This is a genomic window from uncultured Sneathiella sp. (genome assembly GCF_963973085.1).
Lineage (GTDB): Bacteria > Pseudomonadota > Alphaproteobacteria > Sneathiellales > Sneathiellaceae > Sneathiella.
Window position 1 is genome coordinate 77,298 of sequence record NZ_CAXAXA010000006.1, and the last position, 21,128, is coordinate 98,425.

Annotated in this window: 21 protein-coding genes; 8 read left to right on the plus strand and 13 right to left on the minus strand. The window is 58.0% G+C overall.

Translation table 11 applies throughout. The features are described from left to right. Nucleotides 1–11 precede the first annotated feature (11 nt). On the plus strand, nucleotides 12–1,259 hold the full coding sequence (locus tag AACZ19_RS14695; protein ID WP_339635229.1) for a hypothetical protein: 1,248 nt from the start codon (nucleotides 12–14) through the stop codon (nucleotides 1,257–1,259). A gap of 10 nt (nucleotides 1,260–1,269) precedes the next feature. Beyond that, on the plus strand, nucleotides 1,270–2,898 hold the full coding sequence (locus AACZ19_RS14700; protein WP_339635230.1) for an FMN-binding glutamate synthase family protein: 1,629 nt from the start codon (nucleotides 1,270–1,272) through the stop codon (nucleotides 2,896–2,898). Nucleotides 2,899–2,902: 4 nt separating this feature from the next. Here AACZ19_RS14700 and AACZ19_RS14705 read toward each other — a convergent pair whose 3' ends face one another. Both AACZ19_RS14705 and AACZ19_RS14710 read right to left on the minus strand, forming a co-directional pair. Beyond that, nucleotides 2,903–4,621, minus strand: a complete 1,719-nt coding sequence (locus AACZ19_RS14705; protein WP_339635231.1) for a chloride channel protein — start codon at nucleotides 4,619–4,621, stop codon at nucleotides 2,903–2,905. A gap of 50 nt (nucleotides 4,622–4,671) precedes the next feature. After that, a complete protein-coding gene (locus AACZ19_RS14710) occupies nucleotides 4,672–5,664 on the minus strand; it encodes an aldo/keto reductase (protein WP_339635232.1) in 993 nt (330 codons plus the stop codon). A 102-nt stretch (nucleotides 5,665–5,766) separates the two neighbouring features. Between AACZ19_RS14710 and AACZ19_RS14715 the strand changes: the two genes are divergently transcribed. The 3 genes from AACZ19_RS14715 to AACZ19_RS14725 are packed head-to-tail and all read left to right on the plus strand — an operon-like array spanning nucleotide 5,767 to nucleotide 7,538. Further along, entirely contained in the window at nucleotides 5,767–6,381 is a 615-nt protein-coding gene (locus AACZ19_RS14715; protein WP_339635233.1) for a 2-hydroxychromene-2-carboxylate isomerase, read from the plus strand. Nucleotides 6,382–6,385: 4 nt separating this feature from the next. After that, nucleotides 6,386–7,081, plus strand: a complete 696-nt coding sequence (locus AACZ19_RS14720) for a glutathione S-transferase N-terminal domain-containing protein (RefSeq protein ID WP_339635234.1) — start codon at nucleotides 6,386–6,388, stop codon at nucleotides 7,079–7,081. A gap of 13 nt (nucleotides 7,082–7,094) precedes the next feature. Then, nucleotides 7,095–7,538: a YqaA family protein gene (locus AACZ19_RS14725; protein WP_339635235.1), complete on the plus strand. Its 444-nt coding sequence runs from the start codon at nucleotides 7,095–7,097 to the stop codon at nucleotides 7,536–7,538. Here the strand turns inward: AACZ19_RS14725 and AACZ19_RS14730 are convergent, their stop codons facing one another. Further along, nucleotides 7,539–7,949 carry a hypothetical protein gene (locus AACZ19_RS14730; RefSeq protein WP_339635236.1) on the minus strand — a complete coding sequence of 137 codons (411 nt, stop codon included), beginning with the start codon at nucleotides 7,947–7,949 and terminating at the stop codon, nucleotides 7,539–7,541. Nucleotides 7,950–8,417: 468 nt separating this feature from the next. On the opposite strand from AACZ19_RS14730, the gene AACZ19_RS14735 reads away from it, so the two are divergent. The 3 genes from AACZ19_RS14735 to AACZ19_RS14745 all read left to right on the plus strand — a co-directional run bounded on the left by AACZ19_RS14735 (nucleotide 8,418) and on the right by AACZ19_RS14745 (nucleotide 12,245). Beyond that, complete coding sequence (locus AACZ19_RS14735) at nucleotides 8,418–8,936, plus strand: hypothetical protein (RefSeq protein ID WP_339635237.1); 519 nt, start codon at nucleotides 8,418–8,420, stop codon at nucleotides 8,934–8,936. A 93-nt stretch (nucleotides 8,937–9,029) separates the two neighbouring features. Further along, nucleotides 9,030–10,250: an alpha/beta fold hydrolase gene (locus tag AACZ19_RS14740; RefSeq protein WP_339635238.1), complete on the plus strand. Its 1,221-nt coding sequence runs from the start codon at nucleotides 9,030–9,032 to the stop codon at nucleotides 10,248–10,250. 246 nt (nucleotides 10,251–10,496) lie between these two features. Then, nucleotides 10,497–12,245: an ATP-binding protein gene (locus tag AACZ19_RS14745; protein WP_339635239.1), complete on the plus strand. Its 1,749-nt coding sequence runs from the start codon at nucleotides 10,497–10,499 to the stop codon at nucleotides 12,243–12,245. 17 nt (nucleotides 12,246–12,262) lie between these two features. Here AACZ19_RS14745 and AACZ19_RS14750 read toward each other — a convergent pair whose 3' ends face one another. From AACZ19_RS14750 to AACZ19_RS14795, 10 genes are all read right to left on the minus strand, one after another. Next, nucleotides 12,263–12,973, minus strand: coding sequence for a GntR family transcriptional regulator (locus tag AACZ19_RS14750; protein ID WP_339635240.1), 711 nt, complete (start codon nucleotides 12,971–12,973; stop codon nucleotides 12,263–12,265). Nucleotides 12,974–13,075: 102 nt separating this feature from the next. Continuing rightward, on the minus strand, nucleotides 13,076–13,891 hold the full coding sequence (locus tag AACZ19_RS14755; protein ID WP_339635241.1) for an ABC transporter permease: 816 nt from the start codon (nucleotides 13,889–13,891) through the stop codon (nucleotides 13,076–13,078). Then, entirely contained in the window at nucleotides 13,884–14,651 is a 768-nt protein-coding gene (locus AACZ19_RS14760) for an ABC transporter ATP-binding protein (RefSeq protein WP_339635242.1), read from the minus strand. Before AACZ19_RS14760 ends, AACZ19_RS14755 begins: the two co-directional genes overlap by 8 nt. 8 nt (nucleotides 14,652–14,659) lie before the next feature. Further along, nucleotides 14,660–15,694: an ABC transporter substrate-binding protein gene (locus AACZ19_RS14765; protein WP_339635243.1), complete on the minus strand. Its 1,035-nt coding sequence runs from the start codon at nucleotides 15,692–15,694 to the stop codon at nucleotides 14,660–14,662. Between the two features lie 91 nt (nucleotides 15,695–15,785). Continuing rightward, a complete protein-coding gene (gene nagA / locus AACZ19_RS14770; protein ID WP_339635244.1) occupies nucleotides 15,786–16,922 on the minus strand; it encodes an N-acetylglucosamine-6-phosphate deacetylase in 1,137 nt (378 codons plus the stop codon). Then, nucleotides 16,919–17,827, minus strand: a complete 909-nt coding sequence (locus AACZ19_RS14775; RefSeq protein WP_339635245.1) for a BadF/BadG/BcrA/BcrD ATPase family protein — start codon at nucleotides 17,825–17,827, stop codon at nucleotides 16,919–16,921. The genes nagA and AACZ19_RS14775 overlap by 4 nt, the downstream gene beginning before the upstream one ends. A gap of 129 nt (nucleotides 17,828–17,956) precedes the next feature. After that, the gene (locus AACZ19_RS14780) at nucleotides 17,957–19,531 is read right to left on the minus strand and encodes a sulfatase-like hydrolase/transferase (RefSeq protein ID WP_339635246.1); all 1,575 of its coding nucleotides are present in this window, start codon (nucleotides 19,529–19,531) and stop codon (nucleotides 17,957–17,959) included. Between the two features lie 43 nt (nucleotides 19,532–19,574). Continuing rightward, complete coding sequence (locus AACZ19_RS14785) at nucleotides 19,575–19,961, minus strand: DUF427 domain-containing protein (RefSeq protein WP_339635247.1); 387 nt, start codon at nucleotides 19,959–19,961, stop codon at nucleotides 19,575–19,577. Nucleotides 19,962–20,040: 79 nt separating this feature from the next. Beyond that, nucleotides 20,041–20,739: an RluA family pseudouridine synthase gene (locus AACZ19_RS14790; protein ID WP_339635248.1), complete on the minus strand. Its 699-nt coding sequence runs from the start codon at nucleotides 20,737–20,739 to the stop codon at nucleotides 20,041–20,043. After that, complete coding sequence (locus AACZ19_RS14795; protein WP_339635249.1) at nucleotides 20,732–21,052, minus strand: SMR family transporter; 321 nt, start codon at nucleotides 21,050–21,052, stop codon at nucleotides 20,732–20,734. The genes AACZ19_RS14790 and AACZ19_RS14795 overlap by 8 nt, the downstream gene beginning before the upstream one ends. Nucleotides 21,053–21,128 lie beyond the last annotated feature (76 nt).

Here is a 21,128-nt window from a genome sequence, read left to right on the forward strand (position 1 = left end):
AGGAAGAGTTGATGGCATTTGATTACGAGGGATATGAGCCAAAAGGGGACAAGAAAAACTCCGATTTCTTTAACGAGTTTCGCCCGCAGATCTATGAGCGGCGGAAAGCAAGCGGCATTGAGGATCTGGTCGGCAACATGCAGGCCGTCGTGATGCAGGTGGACCCCGGCACCAGCATTGCCACCATGGTCGAGCTGTATGAGATGACGCCCTATCGTCACGGGGCCAGCTATATCGGCGAGACTCACAGGTTCCATGTGCTGCACAGCCGTCCGGCATTCCCCGCCATTATCCTGATGGAGCCCCTCAGCGACGGGTTTGAGGAATATATTACCCGCGTCAACCGGATGTATCCGCTGTCGCGCGCCACGCCCCATAGCCGCTATGTCGGGGAAATCTATCAATGCGCCAACAATGAGGCGGTAAGGGGTACGCTGGAGGATCAGTCCGTCCGCTTTGAGTATCGCGGCGAGGTGGAAAACCCGTTCTACACCTATGATGGCTTCCTGTTCACCATGCCCTCCGACTTTACCGGAAACCGGGTCGGCTACAGTCCGCATGATTTCAACGATCCGGACAGCCTCGGCCTCGGTGGCCGGTTCGAGTTGACCCCGGCGGAGCAGTCCCAGCTCGATGCGGCGGCGGAGTTCGCCGAAAGTTCAGGCGTCGGGGAATTGCTCCTCGGGATCGATCATATGGCGACCCGCATCCTTGCCGCGGACCGTGAAGACGCCATTCTCGAATTCCTGACCCAGGTGCCTTATTATTTCTGGGGCGCCTATAACATCTCGGACATGAACTCCTCGACCAATGTCAATCGCAACGGGTCGATCATGGATGACAAGCTGTCCCCGGCAAAGGTGTTTACCGCCAACAACACGCCATCCTTCGTCAATTCTTTCGAAAACAAACCGATGCCGACGGAGACTTTCGTGCGCAACTACGGGCGCCGCATGCATCATATCGCGATCGAGGTGCAAGATGGCGACCATGCGGCGAACGAGAAGAATGTCGATTTCGTTGTCAATGCGCTGAAGGAGAAGGGCGTACCCTTCCTCGCCCATGTGGTCGGGGAATGCAAGGATGAGCCGAACCTGAAGCAGATTTTCTCCAAGCATTCAAAAAACACCATCCTGATTACCGAGTATGTCGAACGGTGTCACGGCTTCGACGGATTCTTCACCAAGGACAATGTCGCGGCCCTCACCGAGGCGGCAGGGCAGGATGAACAATTCAAACATGGGCAGGTCTTTGACTAGGAAAATCCGGATGAGCATTAAAGGTATCAGAGAATCATTACTCAGCGACTACAAAGGCTCCCTGGCGCGCCACATCTTCTTCGCCATTTCCATCATCGGCCTGCTGCTTATCTTAATCATCCATTTCTTCTGGCCACCAGTAGTCTGGTTCCTCTGGCTGCTGTTGCCTTACATTGCTCTTGGCCTCTACGACATGCATTTCGCCGAGCACAACGTACTTCGGAATTATCCGGTCGTTGGGCATCTGCGCTATGCGCTTGAGTTTATCAGCCCGGAAATCCAGCAATATTTCATCGAGACAAACGAGAGCGGGCGTCCTTACAACCGGATGCAGCGCCAACTCGTTTACGCCCGCGCGAACAAGGGCCTTGATACCCAGCCGTTCGGCACCCAGTGGGACATTCTCGAAGTCGGCTATCAGCGGGCCAGCCATTCCCTCGCGCCCAAGCATGTGGATGCGGAAAAAGCACGGGTTGTCGTTGGTGGGCCGCAGTGCAAGCGGCCTTACAGCGCCTCGCGCCTGAATATCTCGGCTATGAGTTTCGGGGCGCTCAGCTCAAATGCGATCCATGCCCTGAATGGCGGCGCGAAGATCGGCGGCTTTGCCCATAACACGGGCGAGGGCGGCCTCAGCCCCTATCATCTGGCGGGCGGCGGCGATATTATCTGGCAGATCGGCACCGGCTATTTCGGCTGCCGCACGGATGAGGGAAATTTTGACGCGGAAAAGTTCAAGGTGAATGCCAATCGCGACGTCGTCAAGATGATCGAGATCAAGCTCTCGCAGGGGGCGAAGCCCGCCCATGGCGGTGTCCTGCCCGCCGCGAAGGTGGATGAGGAAATCGCCAAGATCCGCGGTGTTTCCGTCGGCAAGACCGTTATCTCGCCACCCGCCCATTCCGCTTTCTCCACACCGGAGGGGCTTCTTGAATATGTCGAGCAGCTTCGCGACCTCACCGACGGCAAGCCGATCGGCTTCAAGCTCTGTATCGGCCGCCGCAGCGAATTTATGGGCATCTGCAAGGCCATGCTGAAAACCGGGATCACCCCTGATTTCATCACCGTTGACGGGGCGGAGGGCGGCACCGGCGCCGCACCGGTTGAATTCTCCAACCGTCTGGGCGTTCCCATCGACGAGGGGCTGACCTTTGTTCACAATTGTCTTGTCGGGATTGGCCTGCGCAAGGATATCCGCATCATCGCCAGTGGCAAGGTGGTTACCGGCTTCGATCTGATGGAGAAAATCGCCCTCGGCGCGGATATGTGCAATGTCGCCCGGCCGATGATGTTCGCCCTCGGCTGTATCCAGTCCCTCCGCTGCAACACCAATACCTGTCCGACGGGGGTCGCGACGCAGGACCCGGTTCGCACCCGTGCCGTCGATGTGGATTTGCGCAAGCAGCATGTGGCGAATTTCCATGACGCCACGATTGAGAGTTTCCGCGAGCTTGTCGGCGCCATTGGCCTTGACGATCCGGAAGATTTGACCCCGGACCATATTTTTCAGCGCGTCGCCGATCAGACGGAACGCTCAAGCCATGAGCTGTATGAATTCCTGGACGACGGAGAACTGCTCTCGGAGTCCATCCGGCCGAGCTATCGGCGCGACTGGGAGCGGGCCCGGGCGGAAGCCTTTTAGGCAGTTACTGAAGCGCCGCCGCATTCTTGAGGGCTTGCGAGAGTTCCGTCTCCGTTACGACACCAACAATATCCGCGGTGGCCTTTGCCTGCGGCGCGGTGGAGACAAGCGCCACATCGGCGCCCTGCTGCTCCAGAGTCTGCAAGGCCTCGATCAGGCTCGCATCCTCGGCGATGAAAGCGTAATTCACCGGCGTACCAACGGACAGGGCGGCCTCGGGATTGTTCCGCTCGACAAAGCGTTGCTCGGTCCTCATGACATTGCCGTTGGCGCTCCAGATGACGATGCCGGGCGTGTCGGGCAGGGGATCGCCCTCGTTTAGGATACTGAAGTTCCGGGTCATGACGTCCTGGATACGCCGCGCGGCGAGCACGGCGGAATTCAGGCCCTCCGGAACCGAATGGCCGCGCCGGTTCAGCTTCAGGGTATAGATGCTGGCCGGGGAGAGTTTCCGCCGCACCGCATAGGCAACGACCGTCGTCAGCACCGTCGGCAGCACCGTATCATAATCGCCGGTCATCTCCGCCAGCATCACAACGCTGGTGAAAACCGCACCGGTGGTCGAGCCGATCATGGCTGCCATACCCGCAATGGCGAAAACCGGAATACCAACCTCCAACCCCGGAAAGATCATATGCATAATGCTGCCGAACGCGGCCCCCAACGTCGCCCCCATGAAGAGGGAGGGCGAGAAGACGCCGCCGGACGCGCCGGAGCCAAGCGTCAGGCAGGTTGCAATCATCTTGAGCGCGAACAGGAGCAGCAGGAACCACGGGTCCGACAGTGCGCCCACCAGCACATCGAGAATCGTCGCATAGCCGACGCCCTGGACATAGAAATGTCCGGCATAAAGCTGCATCAGGTAGATCATCACCCCGACAATCCCCATGCCGAGCATGTGGCGGCTGTAATAGTTGCCGGGCATCGCGTCAAACTTGTCCTCCGCCCAATAGATCGCCCGTACGAACACCGTTCCCGCGACACCGCAGAGCAGCCCGAAGGGCAGGAACAGGATCAGGCCCCAGTTATCACCGACCCCGAATGCCGGGATCTGCAGTGCGGGCACATCGAAGCTCGGGCTGGTGCCGAGAAGCTGGCGGCCGATATAGGTCGCCATGATGGTCGAGGTGGCAACAAGAAAAATGCTCTGCGCGCTGACCGAGACCAGCAACAGCTCGACCGCGAACAGGATCCCGCCAAGAGGGGCGTTGAAGGTGGCTGCAATACCGGCCCCGGCGCCCGCCGCCATCAGGATGACCCGCTGGCGCGTCGGCATGGCGACCCAGCTGCCCATGACCGAGCCGAAGGTCGCCCCAATCTGGATGATCGGCCCCTCCCGCCCGATGGCGCCGCCGCTGCCGATGGAAAGCGCGGAGGCGAGGGACTTGACGATCACGACCACGGGGCGGATGCGGCCTTCGTTATAATAGATCGCGTCCATTACTTCCGGCACGCCATGGCCCTTGGCCTCCGGCGCGAAGGTTTTCACCAGCCAGGCGACGCCCACAGCGCCAATGACCGGCACCAGGATGATCCCGGCGCCCCAGACATTTGTCGGCGTGTGGAGATTGGCGTCATAATGCAGGCTGAACTGCCCGAGAAACAGGATGTTGTGGAAAAATGCGATCAGCAGGCGGAAGACCCAGGCGCCAATCCCGCCGATCACGCCGATAAATATAGCGAGAAAGCATAGCAGGACGATATGCCGGTTTTGAGTTTCCACTTTTTATCCCCTCGTAAAACGTCACGCCTTTTACACCGGGAGCCGCGGTCTCAGCAATAACTTTCCGTGCCCCACATCTGGTTATGGGTATAACGCGATCCAAAGGCGAAGCCGACAGGCAATATCTTCTCAATCTCGGCCAGTTGATCCGCCGTCAGGTTAAGGTCCGCCGCCGCCGCGCATTCCGTAAGGTGCGCCGCCGTCCGGGTGCCCGGGATCGGCACCATATCGCCCGGCTGCGCGAGGATCCAGGCAATGGCGAGGGTTGCCGGTGACACCCCGAGATCAGCGGCATAATCATTAAAGATAGCGAGCGCCTTCACATTGAGGGAGAAATTCGGCTCGACAAAGCGGGGGTTGTGTTTGCGGAAATCCGTCTCGGCGAAGGTCGCAGGATCGGGCATCACCTTACTGAAGACACCGCGTCCGACCGGAGAGAAGGGCACGAATGTCACGCCCAGCTCGGCGCAGAGCTGCACCATGCCAAGCTCGGGCAGGCGGGTCCAGAGGGAGTATTCATTCTGCACCGCCATGACCGGATGCACCATCTGGGCGCGGCGGAGCGAACCGGGCGAAATTTCAGAGTAACCGAAGCCGCCGATCTTGCCTTCCTGCTTGAACTTGACCAAAGTTTCCGTCACTTCCTCAATCTCGATGGAGGGATCGCGGCGGTGGATATAATAGAGATCGACATAATCCACGCCGAGGCGCTTGAGCGAGCCTTCCAGTTCTCCGCGCAAGTAAGCCTCACTATTATCGAATGTCCGCTCCGTCGCGCCGGGAAGCCGCTTGATCCCGGCCTTGGTCGCGATCTTGAAGAAGTTCGGATGATCCTTGATGAAGGACCCGATAATCTCCTCCGACTTGCCGGCGCCGTAAACATTGCTGGTGTCGAGAAAATCAACGCCAAGGTCTTTTGCGCGGGCAAGGGTGGCGTGGCTCTCGGCAATGTCCGTCTTGCCGTAAAAGCCTGCAAAACTCATGCATCCAAGTCCGACCGCGCCAATCTGCGGTCCGTTTTTCCCAAGTGGTCGTGTCTGCATGAACTCTTTTCCTTTTTCTGAAACTTGTTTTTTTCCCAATAATGTTACTATGTTAAGGAGACGACGCAACAGGTAAAAAAATAACCAGAAGGACCTGACCCGATGCATAAACTCGAATTTTTCTTTGATTGCTCCAGCCCCTGGACATATCTCGGCTTTGAATCCCTGCAACAAATGGCAGCCCGCCATCCCGACCTTGAAATCAGCTACCACCCGTTTCTCGTGGGCGGTGTCTTCAACACGGTCAATCCATCGGTCTATGCGTCGCGGGAAAATCCGGTGATCCCGAAGCAGCGCTATGCCAAGAAAGATCTTCAGGACTGGGCGGAATTTGTCGGCATCAAGATCATTCACATGTCCGAGCTTCCTGTCTTCCCGGTCAACAGCGTGAAAGCCATGCGCGGCGCCTTTGTTGCGATCGAGAAAGGCTGCATCGTGCCCTATGCCCGCCGGGTGTTCGAACGGTACTGGAGTGAGGGCGGCGATATTTCGCAAACGGACGTGCTGGAGGGGATTGTGGCGGATGTCGGGCTCGATAAGGCGGAGTTTTTCGAGAAGATCAACGATCCCGTCTATAAGGACATGCTGAAAGACAATACGACCGAGGTGATCGAGCGCGGTGGCTACGGCACGCCGACCATGTTCCTCGATGGCGGCGACATGTATTTCGGGAATGACCGCTTCCCGCTCATCGAAGCAAAGATCGGTGGGAAATAGGCGGATGATTGATCTTTATTACTGGCCGACGCCGAACGGATGGAAAATTTCCATCGCGCTTGAGGAAATGGGCCTCGAATACCGGGTGATTCCGGTCAATATCGGCAAGGGGGAGCAGTTCGAGCCGGATTTCCTGAAAATCAGCCCGAACAATCGCATGCCCGCGATCATCGACCAGGACCCGGCGGACGGCGGCGATCCGATCTCGGTATTCGAGACCGGCGCCATCCTGATTTATCTTGCCGAGAAGACCGGCCAGTTCATGCCTGCCGATGTTCGCGGCCGTAAGGAGGTTATCGAATGGCTGATGTGGCAGATGGGCGGCCTCGGCCCGATGCTTGGACAGAACGGGCATTTCAAGTTCTACGCGCCGGAAAAAATTCCCTATGCGCAGGAACGCTACTCGACCGAGGCGCTCCGGCTTTTCGAAGTGCTGAACAAACGTCTGGAGGGGCGGGACTTTATCTGCGGCGACTATTCGATCGCTGATATGGCCTGTTGGCCTTGGATCATCACCTATAAGCGCCAGGAGATTGACCTTGGCGAGTTTCCCAATATCCGCCGCTGGTATGACAATCTGAAAGCCCGTCCGGCGCTCCGGCGCGGCTATGAGGTCGGGCGGGAGTTCGGCAAGCCGACCGGGAAATGGTCCGATGAATCGCGTAAGCATCTGACGGCGCAGCGCCAACCCGCCAAATAGTGACAGCCGCCGGATGAGCGATCTTACAGCCTATGTGAGCCTGTTTTTCAGTGCCTTTGTCTCGGCGACGATCCTGCCCGGCACGTCAGAAGCCGCGCTGGCAGTGATGATGAACGAGGGGGCGGGGGTACCCGCCTTGTTGATTGTCGTGGCAACGCTTGGGAATGTTCTGGGGTCCGTCCTCAACTGGTTCCTCGGGCGGTTTTTCACGAATTTCAAGGACAGGAAGTGGTTTCCCATCAAGGAGGCACAGTATGACCGGGCGGTGGGTTGGTTCGATAAATACGGGAAATGGACGCTGCTGCTGGCCTGGGTGCCGTTTTTCGGGGACCCGCTTACCATCGTCGCCGGAGCCATGCGGGTGCATTTCGGCTTTTTTCTGTTGATGGTGACCCTCGGCAAGGCAGCGCGGTACCTGTTTGTGATGCAGGCGGCCGCGCTGATCTTGCTGGAATAATTATTCGGGCAGGTCGGCTTCGAGATACTGGCCAGCAGTCCAGCCGGTCATGCCGTTATATTCGATATTGCACCATTTGCGGCGGGTTTCCACCTTGCGGATGGCAGTGGTCGACGTGCGCCATTCCAGATAAGGCATCCCGATATGACAGCCGAGATTGACAATCCCGTTTGTCTCCGCCTGCAGGGCACCAACCTTCTTGGCCTTGAGGGAGGGGTCCTTGCGGACATTCAGGGTGCCGCCCGGGTCCATCTTGACACGGAAATAATCCGGATCGTCATTGGCTTGGGCAACGGGGGCGAAAGAGGAGACGGCGAGGGACATAACTGTCGCCATAACGCCAACATGAAGTACAGATTTTACTGCTTTTGTTGCTTTCATCGTGGCAACGGAATCCGGAAAATAGCTCACAATACACCTCATCGGATAAGTAATCTAAATCGAGAATTCCGAATGATCAACAAGAGTTCTTAAAAAACGGTTGTTAAGATAGGTTAATCAGGCGTTAATATTTGGTATCGTTCCAGGCGGCAAGTAAGTCCGCTGCCTCTGTTTCCTGAAAAATAAAGCGGTTACGGGCCCGGCGGCGCAGGGGGCATTGGGATACAATGGTGAGTATTTTTTCATCCACACAACACATAAAATGCCGCGCGGAGGGTAAAAATGGAAGATCGAAACCGCGAAATCCTCAATTAATAAAAGAATCAATAATTACCGGGTAATGATTTGATTTTAATATAATTTTATCTATATGAATTAATTCAATATATCCCCTAAATGGGGTATGCGGGATCTTTTCGGTTGCACTATTATCAAGAATACTAATGCCGCCGGAACAACGTATCATGGATACACCCGGCCCGTAATTTGGAAGACCGGATGTCGAAAGAAACGCCAGAACAGGAAATTCTGTTTACGGAAGACGAGAGTGACCTGCTCTTCTTCACGGGCCTTTCCCATGACCCATCGACACGGGAAATCATTAACGACTTCACCCCCATGCTCGGCGAGACGGGAGAGGAGTTCGTGATCGAGACGGCGGCGGTCGAAGACAATTTTGAAACGCCCGCAGCGGACACCGTCTATGTTGACGATAATTTCGATGTCTCCGCCATTGTCGAGGCGGCGGAAGCGACGACCCACGCGCCAGTCGGGGCGGGCGAGCTTGAAGGAATGCTTCCCGAGCTTGCCGAAAGCCAGCTCGATCTCGATCTGCTGTTCGACACGATTCAGGTGCAGCGCTATTCGGAGATCGATGTCCAGGATTATAGCAAACCCGCCTGGATGTCCGGGAATACCGCACCGCTCTCTTCAGATATGGGTGCAATAGATGCAATTGATGTCTCTGCGGCCATTGATGATGCCCTCCGGTCTCTGATCACCAGCGACGAAAGCTGACTTTCTCCAATATTCCTCTGTTGATACTAGGGCCCTCCGGTTACTATAGCGGAAGAACCCCTATCCTTCAGTCAGCAGCAGGAGAGACAGTCAATGCGGTCAGAAAAAGTTACATTTGACGGAGAGGGCGGAAAACTGGCGGCAAGGCTCGATCTGCCGACGGGGGCGCCGCTGACCTACGCCCTCTTTGCCCATTGTTTTACCTGCTCCAAGGACGTGTTTGCTGCGGCGCGGGTCTCCTCGGCGCTTGCCGGGCTCGGCATTGCGACGCTGCGCTTTGATTTTACCGGCCTCGGCCAGAGCGACGGGGAGTTTGAGAACACCAACTTCACCTCCAACATCACCGATCTGGTCCATGCGGCGAATTACCTGAAAGACAATTATGCCGCGCCCCGCCTGCTGATCGGCCACAGCCTTGGCGGCGCGGCCGTGCTGGCGGCGGCAGAGAAAATTCCCGATGCGAAGGCCGTTGCGACCATCGGCGCGCCCTTCGATCCGGCCCATGCCGGTCAGCATTTCGTCGATCAGCATGAAAAAATCCGCGAGGAGGGCACGGTACAGGTAAAAATCGGCGGGCGGCCCTTCAAGGTAAGCCGCCAGTTCCTTGACGATATCGAGGATCAACAGCAGGCCGAACGGATCAAGGCACTGCGCAAGGCACTGCTGGTATTCCATGCGCCGCTGGACGAGGTGGTCGGCATCAACAATGCGACCAATATCTTTATCGCGGCAAAGCATCCGAAAAGCTTTATCACCCTCGACGGGGCGGACCACCTCCTGAGCCGCCGCGACGATGCGGCCTATGTCGCCGATGTGATCAGCAGCTGGGCCAAGCGCTATATTCCCGACCTTACCGAAAAGACCACGACGACGAAGCTGAAAGCGGGCGAGGGGGAGACATTGGTCAGTGAAACGGGCGCCGGCAAGTTCCTGCAACAGGTTGAGAGCAACGGCCATGCCCTGCTGGCGGATGAACCCTTTTCCGTGGGTGGCCTGAACTTGGGGCCGAGCCCCTATGATCTTCTTGTCTCTGCCCTTGGCGCCTGCACCTCGATGACCATCCGGATGTATGCCGACCGCAAGAAATGGCCGCTGGAGCATGTGGCAGTCCGACTCAAGCATTCCAAAATTCATGCCGAGGACTGCGCGGATTGCGAGAGCAAGAAGGGGAAAATCGATCTGATTACGCGGGAAATAGAATTTTCCGGCGATCTTACGGAGGAACAGCGCGACCGGCTGTTGGAGATTGCCGACATGTGCCCGGTGCATAAAACCCTCCATTCGGAGGTGAAAATAACGACGGAACTGGTCTGAATCGGCAAAAAATTAGCAATGACATGATTCAATCATAGTTTCGCCATGATTGTATTAGATAATTATAAAATTGGATAAATTTTTACCAAAATGATATCTAAAAGACACAGATTTTGACCTCCCCGGCAAAATCTATACCCCCCTCCCTCCGATCTTAACGAAATATTAAGACTTCCCTGAGAAATTATCTACAGGACCATTGTATCCATCGTTTTGTACAGAGTATCGATGTAGAGGTGAATTCTCGTGGTAGAAAATTTTCATAAGAATTTCGGGGTTATACTGGCATTTCTTGCCTCGCTTTTTGCGCTGCTGTTTTTCTGGACCTATCAGGTTTATTCCGTGAATGCGCCGGCTCAGTGGATGGAGGCCGATCAGCATTTCAGCGAAACCACGGACAACAGTGAACAGGTCATGAGCCTTGTCGGCTTCCACGGGATGATCCACAACTTTAAGGATTATCTCCTGAGAGGTGATCAGAAAGACAAGGCGGATTTCTTTGTCGAGTTTGAACATGCCCGCGAGGAAATGGAAATAATTCGCGCCCATTTCGGGGACGCCGCCCAAGAACAGATTGCGGCAATCGATGCGACCCTGCGCGACTATTTCGTCAGCATCAACCGGATTGACCAGCTCCGCGAGGAAGGAAAATCCATCGCCGAGATCGACAGCACCATCTCCATCAATGACGAGGCCGCTTTCGCTGCCTTCCGGGAAATTCTCACCATGTATGAGGAGGAAAAGGACCGGATCCGGACCCTCGTCCTCAATGCAATGGAAAAGGATAACGAGAACCTGCAATCGCTTTATACAACGTTGGTTGCCATCGGCTTGCTGCTGGTTGTCGCCGTGGTGATGGGCTTGCGCTTTGAATATCTGAAGCGGCAGGCAATACAGCAGCAATCGACGACGAAATCCCTGCTGGAGAGCTTCCTTGATTATTCGACAGTGCCGTTCCTCGTCGCGGGCTCCGACAAGATCATCCGTCATTGTAACCGCGCTGCCGCCCAACTGCTGGAGACCAAGCCCGGCAATCTTGTCGGCGCGTCACTCTCGCAGATTATCGAGGCGGATTTACCGCCGAGCGATATGCAATCACTGGAAAGCGGCCGAGCGCGGCGGGTGCGCACGAATATTGAACTGCAAAGCGGCCGGAAAATTCCTGTTCGCGCCGATTTCTCGGCCAACCGGGACGGCACCATGCGGATTGTTGCGCTGTTCGACCAGAGTTCCGAGCTTAAACTGCGCGAGCGTATCCTGTTCGAGGCGGAGCACAAACTGGCCAACGATACCATCGACGGCAGCCTGTCGATCCGCCGGGAGATCCAGAAATTCAACGATCTGGTGGCCGAATTTGCCCGGCATGTCGGCAAGGATGAAAAAGGCTTCATCGACCGCGCCCGCGAGATCGCAGAGGCGCTGAAATCCCACGTGACTGATTTTATATCACTGTCCAACCCGGTGACGGAAGGGCGGCTGGCGGTCAATCTGGACGGTCCGGTCTCGCAGAAATTCAATGGTACAGTTTCCACCGCGCTTGAAAAACTTGAAAAGCCGGTCCGCGAGAAGAATCTGATGTTCAACTGGGTTAATAATGTGCCGGAGGGGCGGGAAGTTGATTTCCCGGCGCAGCTTCAGCGTATTCTCGATAACCTGCTGAGCAACGCGGTCAACTATACCAAGCCCGACGGCGCCATCAAGATGACCACTTCCCTTGAGGGCGAACAACTGGTTCTCAAGATCGAGGATACGGGCATCGGCATCGAGGAAGAAGACATTCCGCGCATTTTCGAACGCGGCGTGCGGATGAAGAATGCCGCTCAGATGTGCGGTGGCCTCGGTATCGGGCTCTATTCCGTACAGGAAACACTGCGCAATCTCGGCGGCGAGATTATCTGCACTTCCTATGCCGGGATCGGATCGGATTTCGTGGTTCGCATTCCGATGATGCAGCAGGGGGTAAATGTGGTGTCAATACAATCGGAATCCGCCTGAAAAGAAGCGCCTGAGGACTAGAGGCGGTTTACATCTTTTTGCTCAAGCGTCTCGGCGATCAGTGTCCGGAGCCAGTTACTATGCGCGAGGTAGCTGGCCCGGGCGCCATCTTCATCTCCAGTCAGCATCAGCTCCTTCACCGCGTTATGATCGCGCAGGCAGCGTTCCTTATCGGTCAGTTCGAGATGACGGAGCGCATTGAAATTCGCCCGTTGGATGACATCGCGAAAGGACAGGCCGGTTTCCATGAGTTTGCTGTTACCGTTCAGGACAAACAGGCTGCGATGAAATTTCTCGTCCGCATCCGCCCAGCCTTCATCATTACTGCTGCGCAGCGCGTTCTCCTCGCCGGAGAGGGCATAAAGCAGCGGCATGATATCGGTCCGTGTTAATCCGCGGGCGCAGATATTGCCAATCGCCTGCAGCTCAAGTCCGGTCACAACCTGATAAAATTCGGTCAGTTCCTTCACCGTGAGGGCGAGGATGCGGATGCCGCGCTTGGGCACGATCTCCACCACCTTTTCCGTCTGCAGGCGCAGCATCGCCTCGCGGATCGGGGTGCGGCTCATATTGAGCTGCCGCTCGATCTCCGGGATATCGATAAAGCTGTCGAGCGCGATTTTACCGGCATTGATCTCTGCCTTGATCGCCGAATAGGCCATCTCGGTCAGCGATTGCTTCTTGCGGAGCGGCGTCGGACGCGCTTTATACTGCAGGACGGATGTCATAATGGGGCCATATTGCCACCGGGATGGTTGCAAAATGGTTAATCCCGGGACAGCCGCGCGTATTTAAGTCAATTTGTTCATTTTAGAAAAAGGGCGCCGGGCTCACGCCCGCCATTTTAGGAAGTATTTCTCCGCCTTGCCGATAATCCAGGCAAAAACGAGTCCGAGGCAGGACAGGATGGCAACCCCGGCGATCAGCTGGTCCGTCGCCATCAGGCTGCCCGCCAGCAGGATATAGGCGCCGATGCCATACTCCGCCGCGATCATTTCCGCCGCCACCAGCAGGATAATCGCGATGGCTGCCGAAATGCGCGCGCCCGAAAGAATCGCGGGCAGGGCACCCGGCAGGATGATCTTGGTTATGATCGAGAGGCGCGAAAGACCGAAGGACTGCCCCATGCGGATCAGGCCGCGATCGACATTGTCGATCCCGCCATAGGTGGCGATGACGGTCGGGAAGAAGGTGCCGAACAGGATCGTCGCGACCTTTGATCCCTCACCAATCCCAAACCAGATGATAAAGAGCGGCAGCAACGCGATTTTCGGGATCGGGAAGATGGCCGAGACCAATGGCTGCAGGCTGGAGCGCGCCACCGAGAACAGCCCGATCAGCGTGCCGACGAGTATCCCGAGCATTGTGCCGGAAAACCAGCCGATCAGCAGCCGTTGCAGGGAGGCCGCGAGATGCTGCCACAGCAGGCCCGAGTTCACCAGGTCCATGAAGGCGGTGAACGCCTCCGACGGGGCGGGCAGGATCAACGGGCTGATGATGCCGGTTCGGGTGCCAATCTCCCACAGGCCGATGAGAACAATAAAGACGATGGGCGCGATGATCCGCCGCGATTTCGGCAGGAAGCCGCCGCCGCGAAAGGGAACCGGCTTGCCCGCCTCGGAGGTATCGGTCGCCTTGTCACTCATTCAGCAGCTCCATATCCGCGGCACGGGCCTCATCGCGCATCAGGGTCCAGAGCCGCTTCTGGATGGCGTCCAGTTCCGCATTCTCGCCGGTTCGGGCGCTGAGCGGCATATCGATCTCGACGATATCACGGATTTCACCGGGCCGGCGCGAGAGGACGACGATCTTGTGGCCGAGCCGTACCGCTTCGGCGAGGTTATGGGTGACGTAAGCGGCGGTGTAATGTTCCTTCTCCCACAGCTCCACCAGGTCATCCATGAGCAATTCCCGCGTCTGGCTATCAAGCGCCGACAAGGGCTCATCCATCAGCAGGACGGCGGGCCGGACGCTGAGCGCACGGGCAATGGCGACGCGCTGCTTCATGCCACCGGACAGCTGCCGGGGATAGGCTTTTCTGAAATCGCTGAGTTTTGTGCGGGCGAGCACATCGGTGATGATTTCTTCGCGCGCCGCGCCATCAAGCGAGTGATCCTCCAGCACGAGGCTGACATTTCCCTCGACCGTGCGCCAGGGGAGCAGGGCGAAATCCTGAAAGATATAGGTGAGGGGGTTGAGGCAGCCGTCCGGCGGTGTGCCGACTTGCAGCACCTCGCCGTTTGTCGGTCGCTCCAGCCCGCCGATCATCCGGAGCAGGGTGGATTTACCGCAACCGGATGGGCCGATGATGCAGACGATCTGGCCCTGGTCAATCTCCAGGTTGATGTCGCGAAGGACCTCAATCTCGTCATAACGATGGGAGATATGGCGAAGGCTGAGGTCCATGGTCTCGCTTAGAACGTCTCGACGTAGTCGGTATTGACCAATGTTTCGATGGCGATGCTGTCCTTGACCAGCCCTTCCGATTTGAACCAGTCCAGTTGGTCCGTCACATTGGTGAGGTTGAGCGCGGCATTCTTGTTGATGCGCATGGCGCCATTGCGGATGGACGGTGCCGCCTTTTCAAACGGCCGGTCTGCATAGACATATTTATGGATCAGTTCCACCATGGCCACCGAGCCCTCTTCGCCCTCGGTCTTGTCGACAAGGGCGGCGTTGAAATCATCGGCGCCCTTGGAGAAAGCGGCCAGGAAGCGCGTCACCAGATCCGGCTTGTTTTCCGCAATCTCGGTGGAGGTGAAGACCGTTGTCACCTGATAGTCGGGGATATAATCCGCGACCATGCCGATCTGCATGATCTCTGGTCCGGCGGAAATTGCCTTGGCAATATGGGGGACGATGGACCAGCTATCGACCTGACCGGATTTGAGGGCGCCGATGATTGCGCCGACCTTCTGCAGCGGGACGAGCTTCATGTCTGATGTTGAAAAGCCTTCTTTTTCGGCGATCTTGGACGCCATGTAATGGAAGGAGGAACCAGCCTGCGTAATCCCGAAGCTGCGGCCTTTCAATTGCGCGGGGCTCGTCACACCATCGTCATAGGCGGCCTTGGAGACGAGGATGATCTGGCCGTCAATGCCGGGCTCTTCCTGCAGGGCACCGCCGATCACTTTAATGGCGCCTTTTTCAGCCAAATTGATCAGCCCGCCGGAAATCGCGGTGATGCCGAAATCCACATCACCGGAGGCGATGGCGACGGCCATCGGCTGTGCGGCCTGGAAGAATTTGAACTCGACTTCCAGTCCCTCATCGGTGAAATATCCCTTCTCGAACGCGACGAAACTCGGCGCGTGGGACGTGAAGCGAAGCGCGCCGACCGTAATCTTGTCCGCGGCAACCGCGGTGACCGCGCTGCCAGTGAGGGTCATCAGCGCCGCGAGGCCCCCCAGAACCGTTTTATGCAAGGACCGTCTTGTCATCGAAATCATGGAAATTTCCTCCCGTTGGGCCAGAATTGTTTGTTCTTTGCTGGCATGGTTTTTACGGGCTGCGATCGCCCCCGTCAAACAAATAACGGCGTTATTCGCGGCCCGCAATCCAGCTTCTTTTCACCTTTATCTCATCGTCCAGCAGCACAAGATCGGCGGCGAGGCCCGGTGCGATTTTCCCGCGCTGCGCCGCTTGCCCGAGAAAGGCCGCGGGTACGCCGCTCGCCATCTCGATGGCCGTCTCCAAGGGCTGGTCCAGCAAGGCGACCGCATTGCGGACCGCCGACGCCATATCAAGGATTGAACCGGCGAGGGTGCCGTCCTGCGTGGTCAGCCGTCCGCCCGCCGCGCGGATAGCCTGATTACCAAGCTGGAAGTTTGTCATCTCCGTACCGACGGTTGCCATCGCATCGGTCACCAGCATCGTGCGGGCTGGTCCCTTGGCGGCAATCGCCGCCTTCAGCGTTGCCGGATGCACATGATGGCCGTCATTGATGAAGCCACAGTAACATTCCGGGGAATTGAGTGCCGCGCCGATCAGGCCCGGCGCGCGGCTTTCCATCGGTGGCATGGCATTATAAAGATGGGTGACGCCGGAAAGCCCCGCCGCAATCGCCGCCTTCATCTCTTCATATCCCGCCGTGCTGTGCCCGGCGGAGACGATCACGCCCGCCTCGACCAGCCGCGCAATCCGCGCCGGCTCAACCATTTCCGGGGCGAGGGTGACGACGACACTCCCAAGGTCACCGGCGCCCACAAGCTCCATAAACCCATCGTCCATGGCGCGGATATGCGCTGCGTTATGAACGCCCTTGCGGGCGCTGTTCAGATAGGGACCTTCAAAGTGAATTCCGGCAATCCCCGGCATCTTTTCTGCAATCGCCGCCCGGATCAAGGCCGCCACCTCCTGCATTCGTGTCCAGGAGGTGGTGATCAGGGTCGGGAGCAGGGCGGTTGTGCCGAATGCCCGGTGCGCCCTCGCTATCCGTTCAAGATCGGTAAGGTCCTTTGCATCGTTCAGCAGAACACCGCCACCGCCATTGGCCTGCACATCGATGAAACCGGGCACCAGATATCCGCCGCCCATATCCTCCCGCGCGTAAACATCCGGGACATCCACTTCCGGACATATTCCCGCGATAGTCTCCCCATCGATCAGCAGGGCCTGCCCGGTCCGCCAGTCGCCCTCCAGCAGCAGGCGAGCATTGATCAGCGCCTTTTTCATCATCGCCCCTTGCCGGATTTGTTAATCAAGCCGGTGCGGTTGTTGATCAGGCGCAGCGCGCCGTCGAACACATCGCCCTCAGCCGTGACGAAATAGCTTTGGTAGCTATCATCAAGCCACGGACGGATCGGGTCGGCAAGGCCGCCGATATGGCGGATGCCGCTGACGCCGCGCTTGAGGAGGGCGCGGATCAACTGTTCCACTTCCTCTGCGATCTCCTTGACCAGATAGACGGCGACTTCATCCTCCCGGGCCGCATAGTCAAAGGCAATTGGGGTCAGGGCCGCGTAATCAACGGGTTGCGCCGTCAGGGCCCAGCTCGACACCTCCGCCGGGGTGTCGCCGACTCTCGCCATGATCTCTTCGCAGAAGGGCGAGGGGGGCAGGATTTCATCATAGGCCTGAAGCGCCCGGCGCACCGCAAGATGGCCAAGGCGCGCGCCCGATCCCTGATCCGAGACACCAAAACCCCAACCGCCGATGTAGTATTTGTCTGGCCCTACCGAGGCGAAGGCGCAGGAGCCGGTTCCCGTAATCAGCAAACCGCCGTCACCACCGGCAAAGCACCCGAGCTGGGCGACGAAAGCGTCTGTCTCCGCTGTCATCGAGGCGAAGGGGTGGGGGATTTGAGTGAATTCATAGCGTCGGTCGGCTTCGATCAGGCCTGCCATGGCAAAGCCGGCATGCAGGCGGGAGAGGGGAATAGCCTCCCCGTCGAGCGTGCCAAGCGCTTCCCGCGTGGCCCGGAAAATCTCGCTTAAGGCGACATCCAGGCCGAGCGCCGCATTTGACGGCCCGCCGAAACCCTCGGCAAGCCGGTTGCCGTCCTCATCATAAAGCCGCACGCGGCAGTTGCTGCCGCCACAGTCCGCCGCCAGATAGACCGGTGTGTCATCGGATTTTGTCATGGAAGGCCACCGCTGATCCCGCTCTTGAAGAATGTTGCCATATCCCTGTTTCCCGGTTGCTGCCGGGTTGACCGTCAATATCCATCCTATTGCGCCCTTAGACAAGCGGCAATGGCTTCTCTGCGAAAATTACCACTCGCCAAAAATGATGCCGCGAACCCTGGCGTTATCGGTCTTCTTCTCGATCTCGTCCAAAGCGACGGTGGTGCGATTACGCCGCTGGCGCAGCCACTGGTTCAGGGTGTCCTCCATCTGCGCGCGGATTTCTTCATGCAGGTCACTTGTGCCGAGGTCGATCAGCTCGTTCGGGTCCTTCACCAGATCGAAAAGCTGCGGGCGGAAATTGTCATAGGAGATATATTTCCAGCGTTCCGTCCGTAGCATGTAGCCACGGGTTTCATCCGGCTTGAGCTTGAGCGCTAGCCGTGCCCCCCGCCAGGCATAGTCCACCTCGCTCACCACCATGTCGCGCCATTCCGACGGGTTGCCGCCTTTGAGCAACGGCAGGAAGGATTTCCCCTCCAGCACATGGGGCTTTGCGTCCCCGCCCAAGGCCTCGACAAAAGTCGGGATCAGGTCAATAGCCTCGGTCAGGGCATTGATCTGGCTGCCACGGGTACGGTTACATTCTTCGCCCGGATGTCGGACGATGAGCGGGATGCGCACGCTCTCCTCATGAAAGAGTTCTTTCTCCCCGAGCCAGTGATCGCCGAGATAATCCCCATGGTCGCTGGTCAGGACGATCAGCGTATCCGCCAGCCGCCCCTCTTTATTAAGGAACGCCATCAGCCGGCCGATATTATCGTCAATCTCCGTGATCAGCCCCATATAGGCCGGGATCACATGGCGGCGCTTTTCCTCATCCGAGAAATTGCGGCTTTCCTCATGGCCCATGAAGGCTTTGACCACCGGATGCGGATCCTCTCGCTCCTTCTCCCCGCGATTGGCGACGATCACATCCTTCTCCGAATACATATTGTGATAGGGAGCAGGCACGATATAGGGCCAGTGCGGCTTGATGTAACTCAAATGCAGGCACCAGGGCGTGTCGCCAAGATTGGAAATTTTCGCCATGGCGCGATCGGTCATATAGGCGGTTTCCGAATGCTCCGCCTTGACGCGAGCGGGCAGATGGGCGTTACGGAGCAGCCAGCCGCTCGCCACCTCGCCATTCTCATCGAGACCGGAATTGGCATGAGTGTGCCAGGGGTTATCGCCCTCATAGCCCTGCTCGCGGAGATATACATTATAGGCGAGGTTTGGATCGGTGCCGCCGTCGGGATGCAGGCCGTCATCACGCTCCCACGGCTCAAACCCGCATTCGGCGGCGCGGGTCCCCTCGATCGTCTCGCGGCTGAGGCCGAGGCGCTTCATCCCCTCCCGGTCCGCCGCCATATGGGTCTTGCCGATCAGCCCCGTTGTCACGCCGAGATCGCGCATATGATCGCCGAGGGTCTGCTCCCCGATGCGGAGCGGGACGCCGTTATAGGTTGCCCCGTGGGACTGCACATAGCGCCCCGTATAAAAAGACATCCGCGACGAACCGCAGACTGGCGCCTGACAGAAAGCATGCGTGAAAACGGCGCCGTCATTGGCGAGCGCGTCGATATGCGGGGTCTTGATCGTCGGATGGCCGGTGCAGCGGAGGTAATCCGCGCGCAGCTGGTCACACATGATGAAGAGGATGTTCTTGACCTGACTCATGGCTGTTCTTTTCTTGTTATTGAATGAGTGGTAACGGACGCGCCTAACTCAGCGGATCGTCCAGCCGGTCGGTATAGAAGGCGACATAGCCCTTGATGTCCAGCATTTCACGGAACGGTTCCTCATAGGACCAGGCGATATTCTTCTCGCGCCCGAAACTCCAGTAGCTGGCGATGCCTTTATAGGGGCAATAGGTGTCCTTCTCGGTCATGGTCGCCTGATCACGGCGGACATCCTTCGGCGGGAAATAGACAATGGGCGGATAGTCGTTTTCCTTCAGCAGGATGACATTGCGGCTGCGGGCGATTTCCTCCCCCTGTAGCGTCGCGACATATTCCCGTGTCGGACGCTCCAGCGTGATTTTATAGGCCGGGTTCTTGGCAAAGCCGGGGGCAGGGTCGGCGGCGGCAGTGGTGGTTTCCGTTTCCATATGTCGTCTCCCTCATTCTCGAGATATCGGGACAATACCGCAGTATGACCGAGGGGGGCAGGAATTCAAGACCGATTTTTCAGGCCGCCGCCGGGTCATCCGGACCCGCAAGATCGGCGGGCGCGGTCAAGGTGAGTTCCACATCCGTCATCGGATGGCGAAACCAGAGCCGCTCCGCGTGCAATTGCAACCTGTCGGCCCGAAGAAATGCCGCCTTGTCCGCGTAAATACGATCACCGAGAATGGGATGGCCGATGGCGGCGCAATGCAGGCGCAGCTGATGGGTGCGGCCGGTTTCGGGAGAGAGCGCCAGCAGGGTTGCCGCGTCCCGCCGCTCCAATACCCGCCAGCGGGTGAGGGAGGGCTTGCCATTCATCGGATCGACCTTCTGCCGGGGGCGGTTTGGCCAGTCGACAATGAGCGGAAGGTCGATTTCTCCCTCGTCTTCGCCGACCTCTCCGTTGACCCAGGCGAGATAGCGTTTCTCGATGGCGCGCGCCGCGAACATTGCGCTCAGGCGACGGTGAACCTCCGCGCCCTTGCCAAACAGCAACAGGCCAGACGTGCTCATGTCGAGCCGATGCACCGTCCGCGCGTTGCGATCCCGCGCCTTCGCCCGTGCTTCGGCGCAGTCGATCAGGTCATCGCCGCGCCCCGGCACGGAAAGCAGCCCGCTCGGCTTGTTCAGCGCCAGCAGATGCTCATCCTCGAACAGGATATCCTCGGCCTTCATCGGCGGCGGGTCGTAGGGGCCGGGAGGCTTGAGACCGCTAGGCATTGCTGGAAAGCTGCATCAGGACAAGACCGGAGACGATGAGCAGGGCCGCCGCCGTTCGCATCGGGGTGATCAGCTCCCCCAGCACGAAAATGCCGACAAGGAACGCGCCGATGGCGCCGATCCCGGTCCAGACCATATAGCTGGTACCGAGGGGCAGGGAGCGCATGGCGAGGGCCAGCAGGCCGAAGCTCGCGGTCATGGTAACGAGGGTAATGATACTGGGCGTCAGGCGCGAAAAGCCCGCAGACTGTTTCATTGAGTAAGCCCAAACAATTTCAAGAAGTCCCGCCGCAACGAGATAAAACCAGGCCATTTCCTGTCTCCTCATAATGGCCGGGTCGTCCCGGAAAAAATCCAGCGGAAAGGGTCGTCCCTCTCGCCCCCTAGAT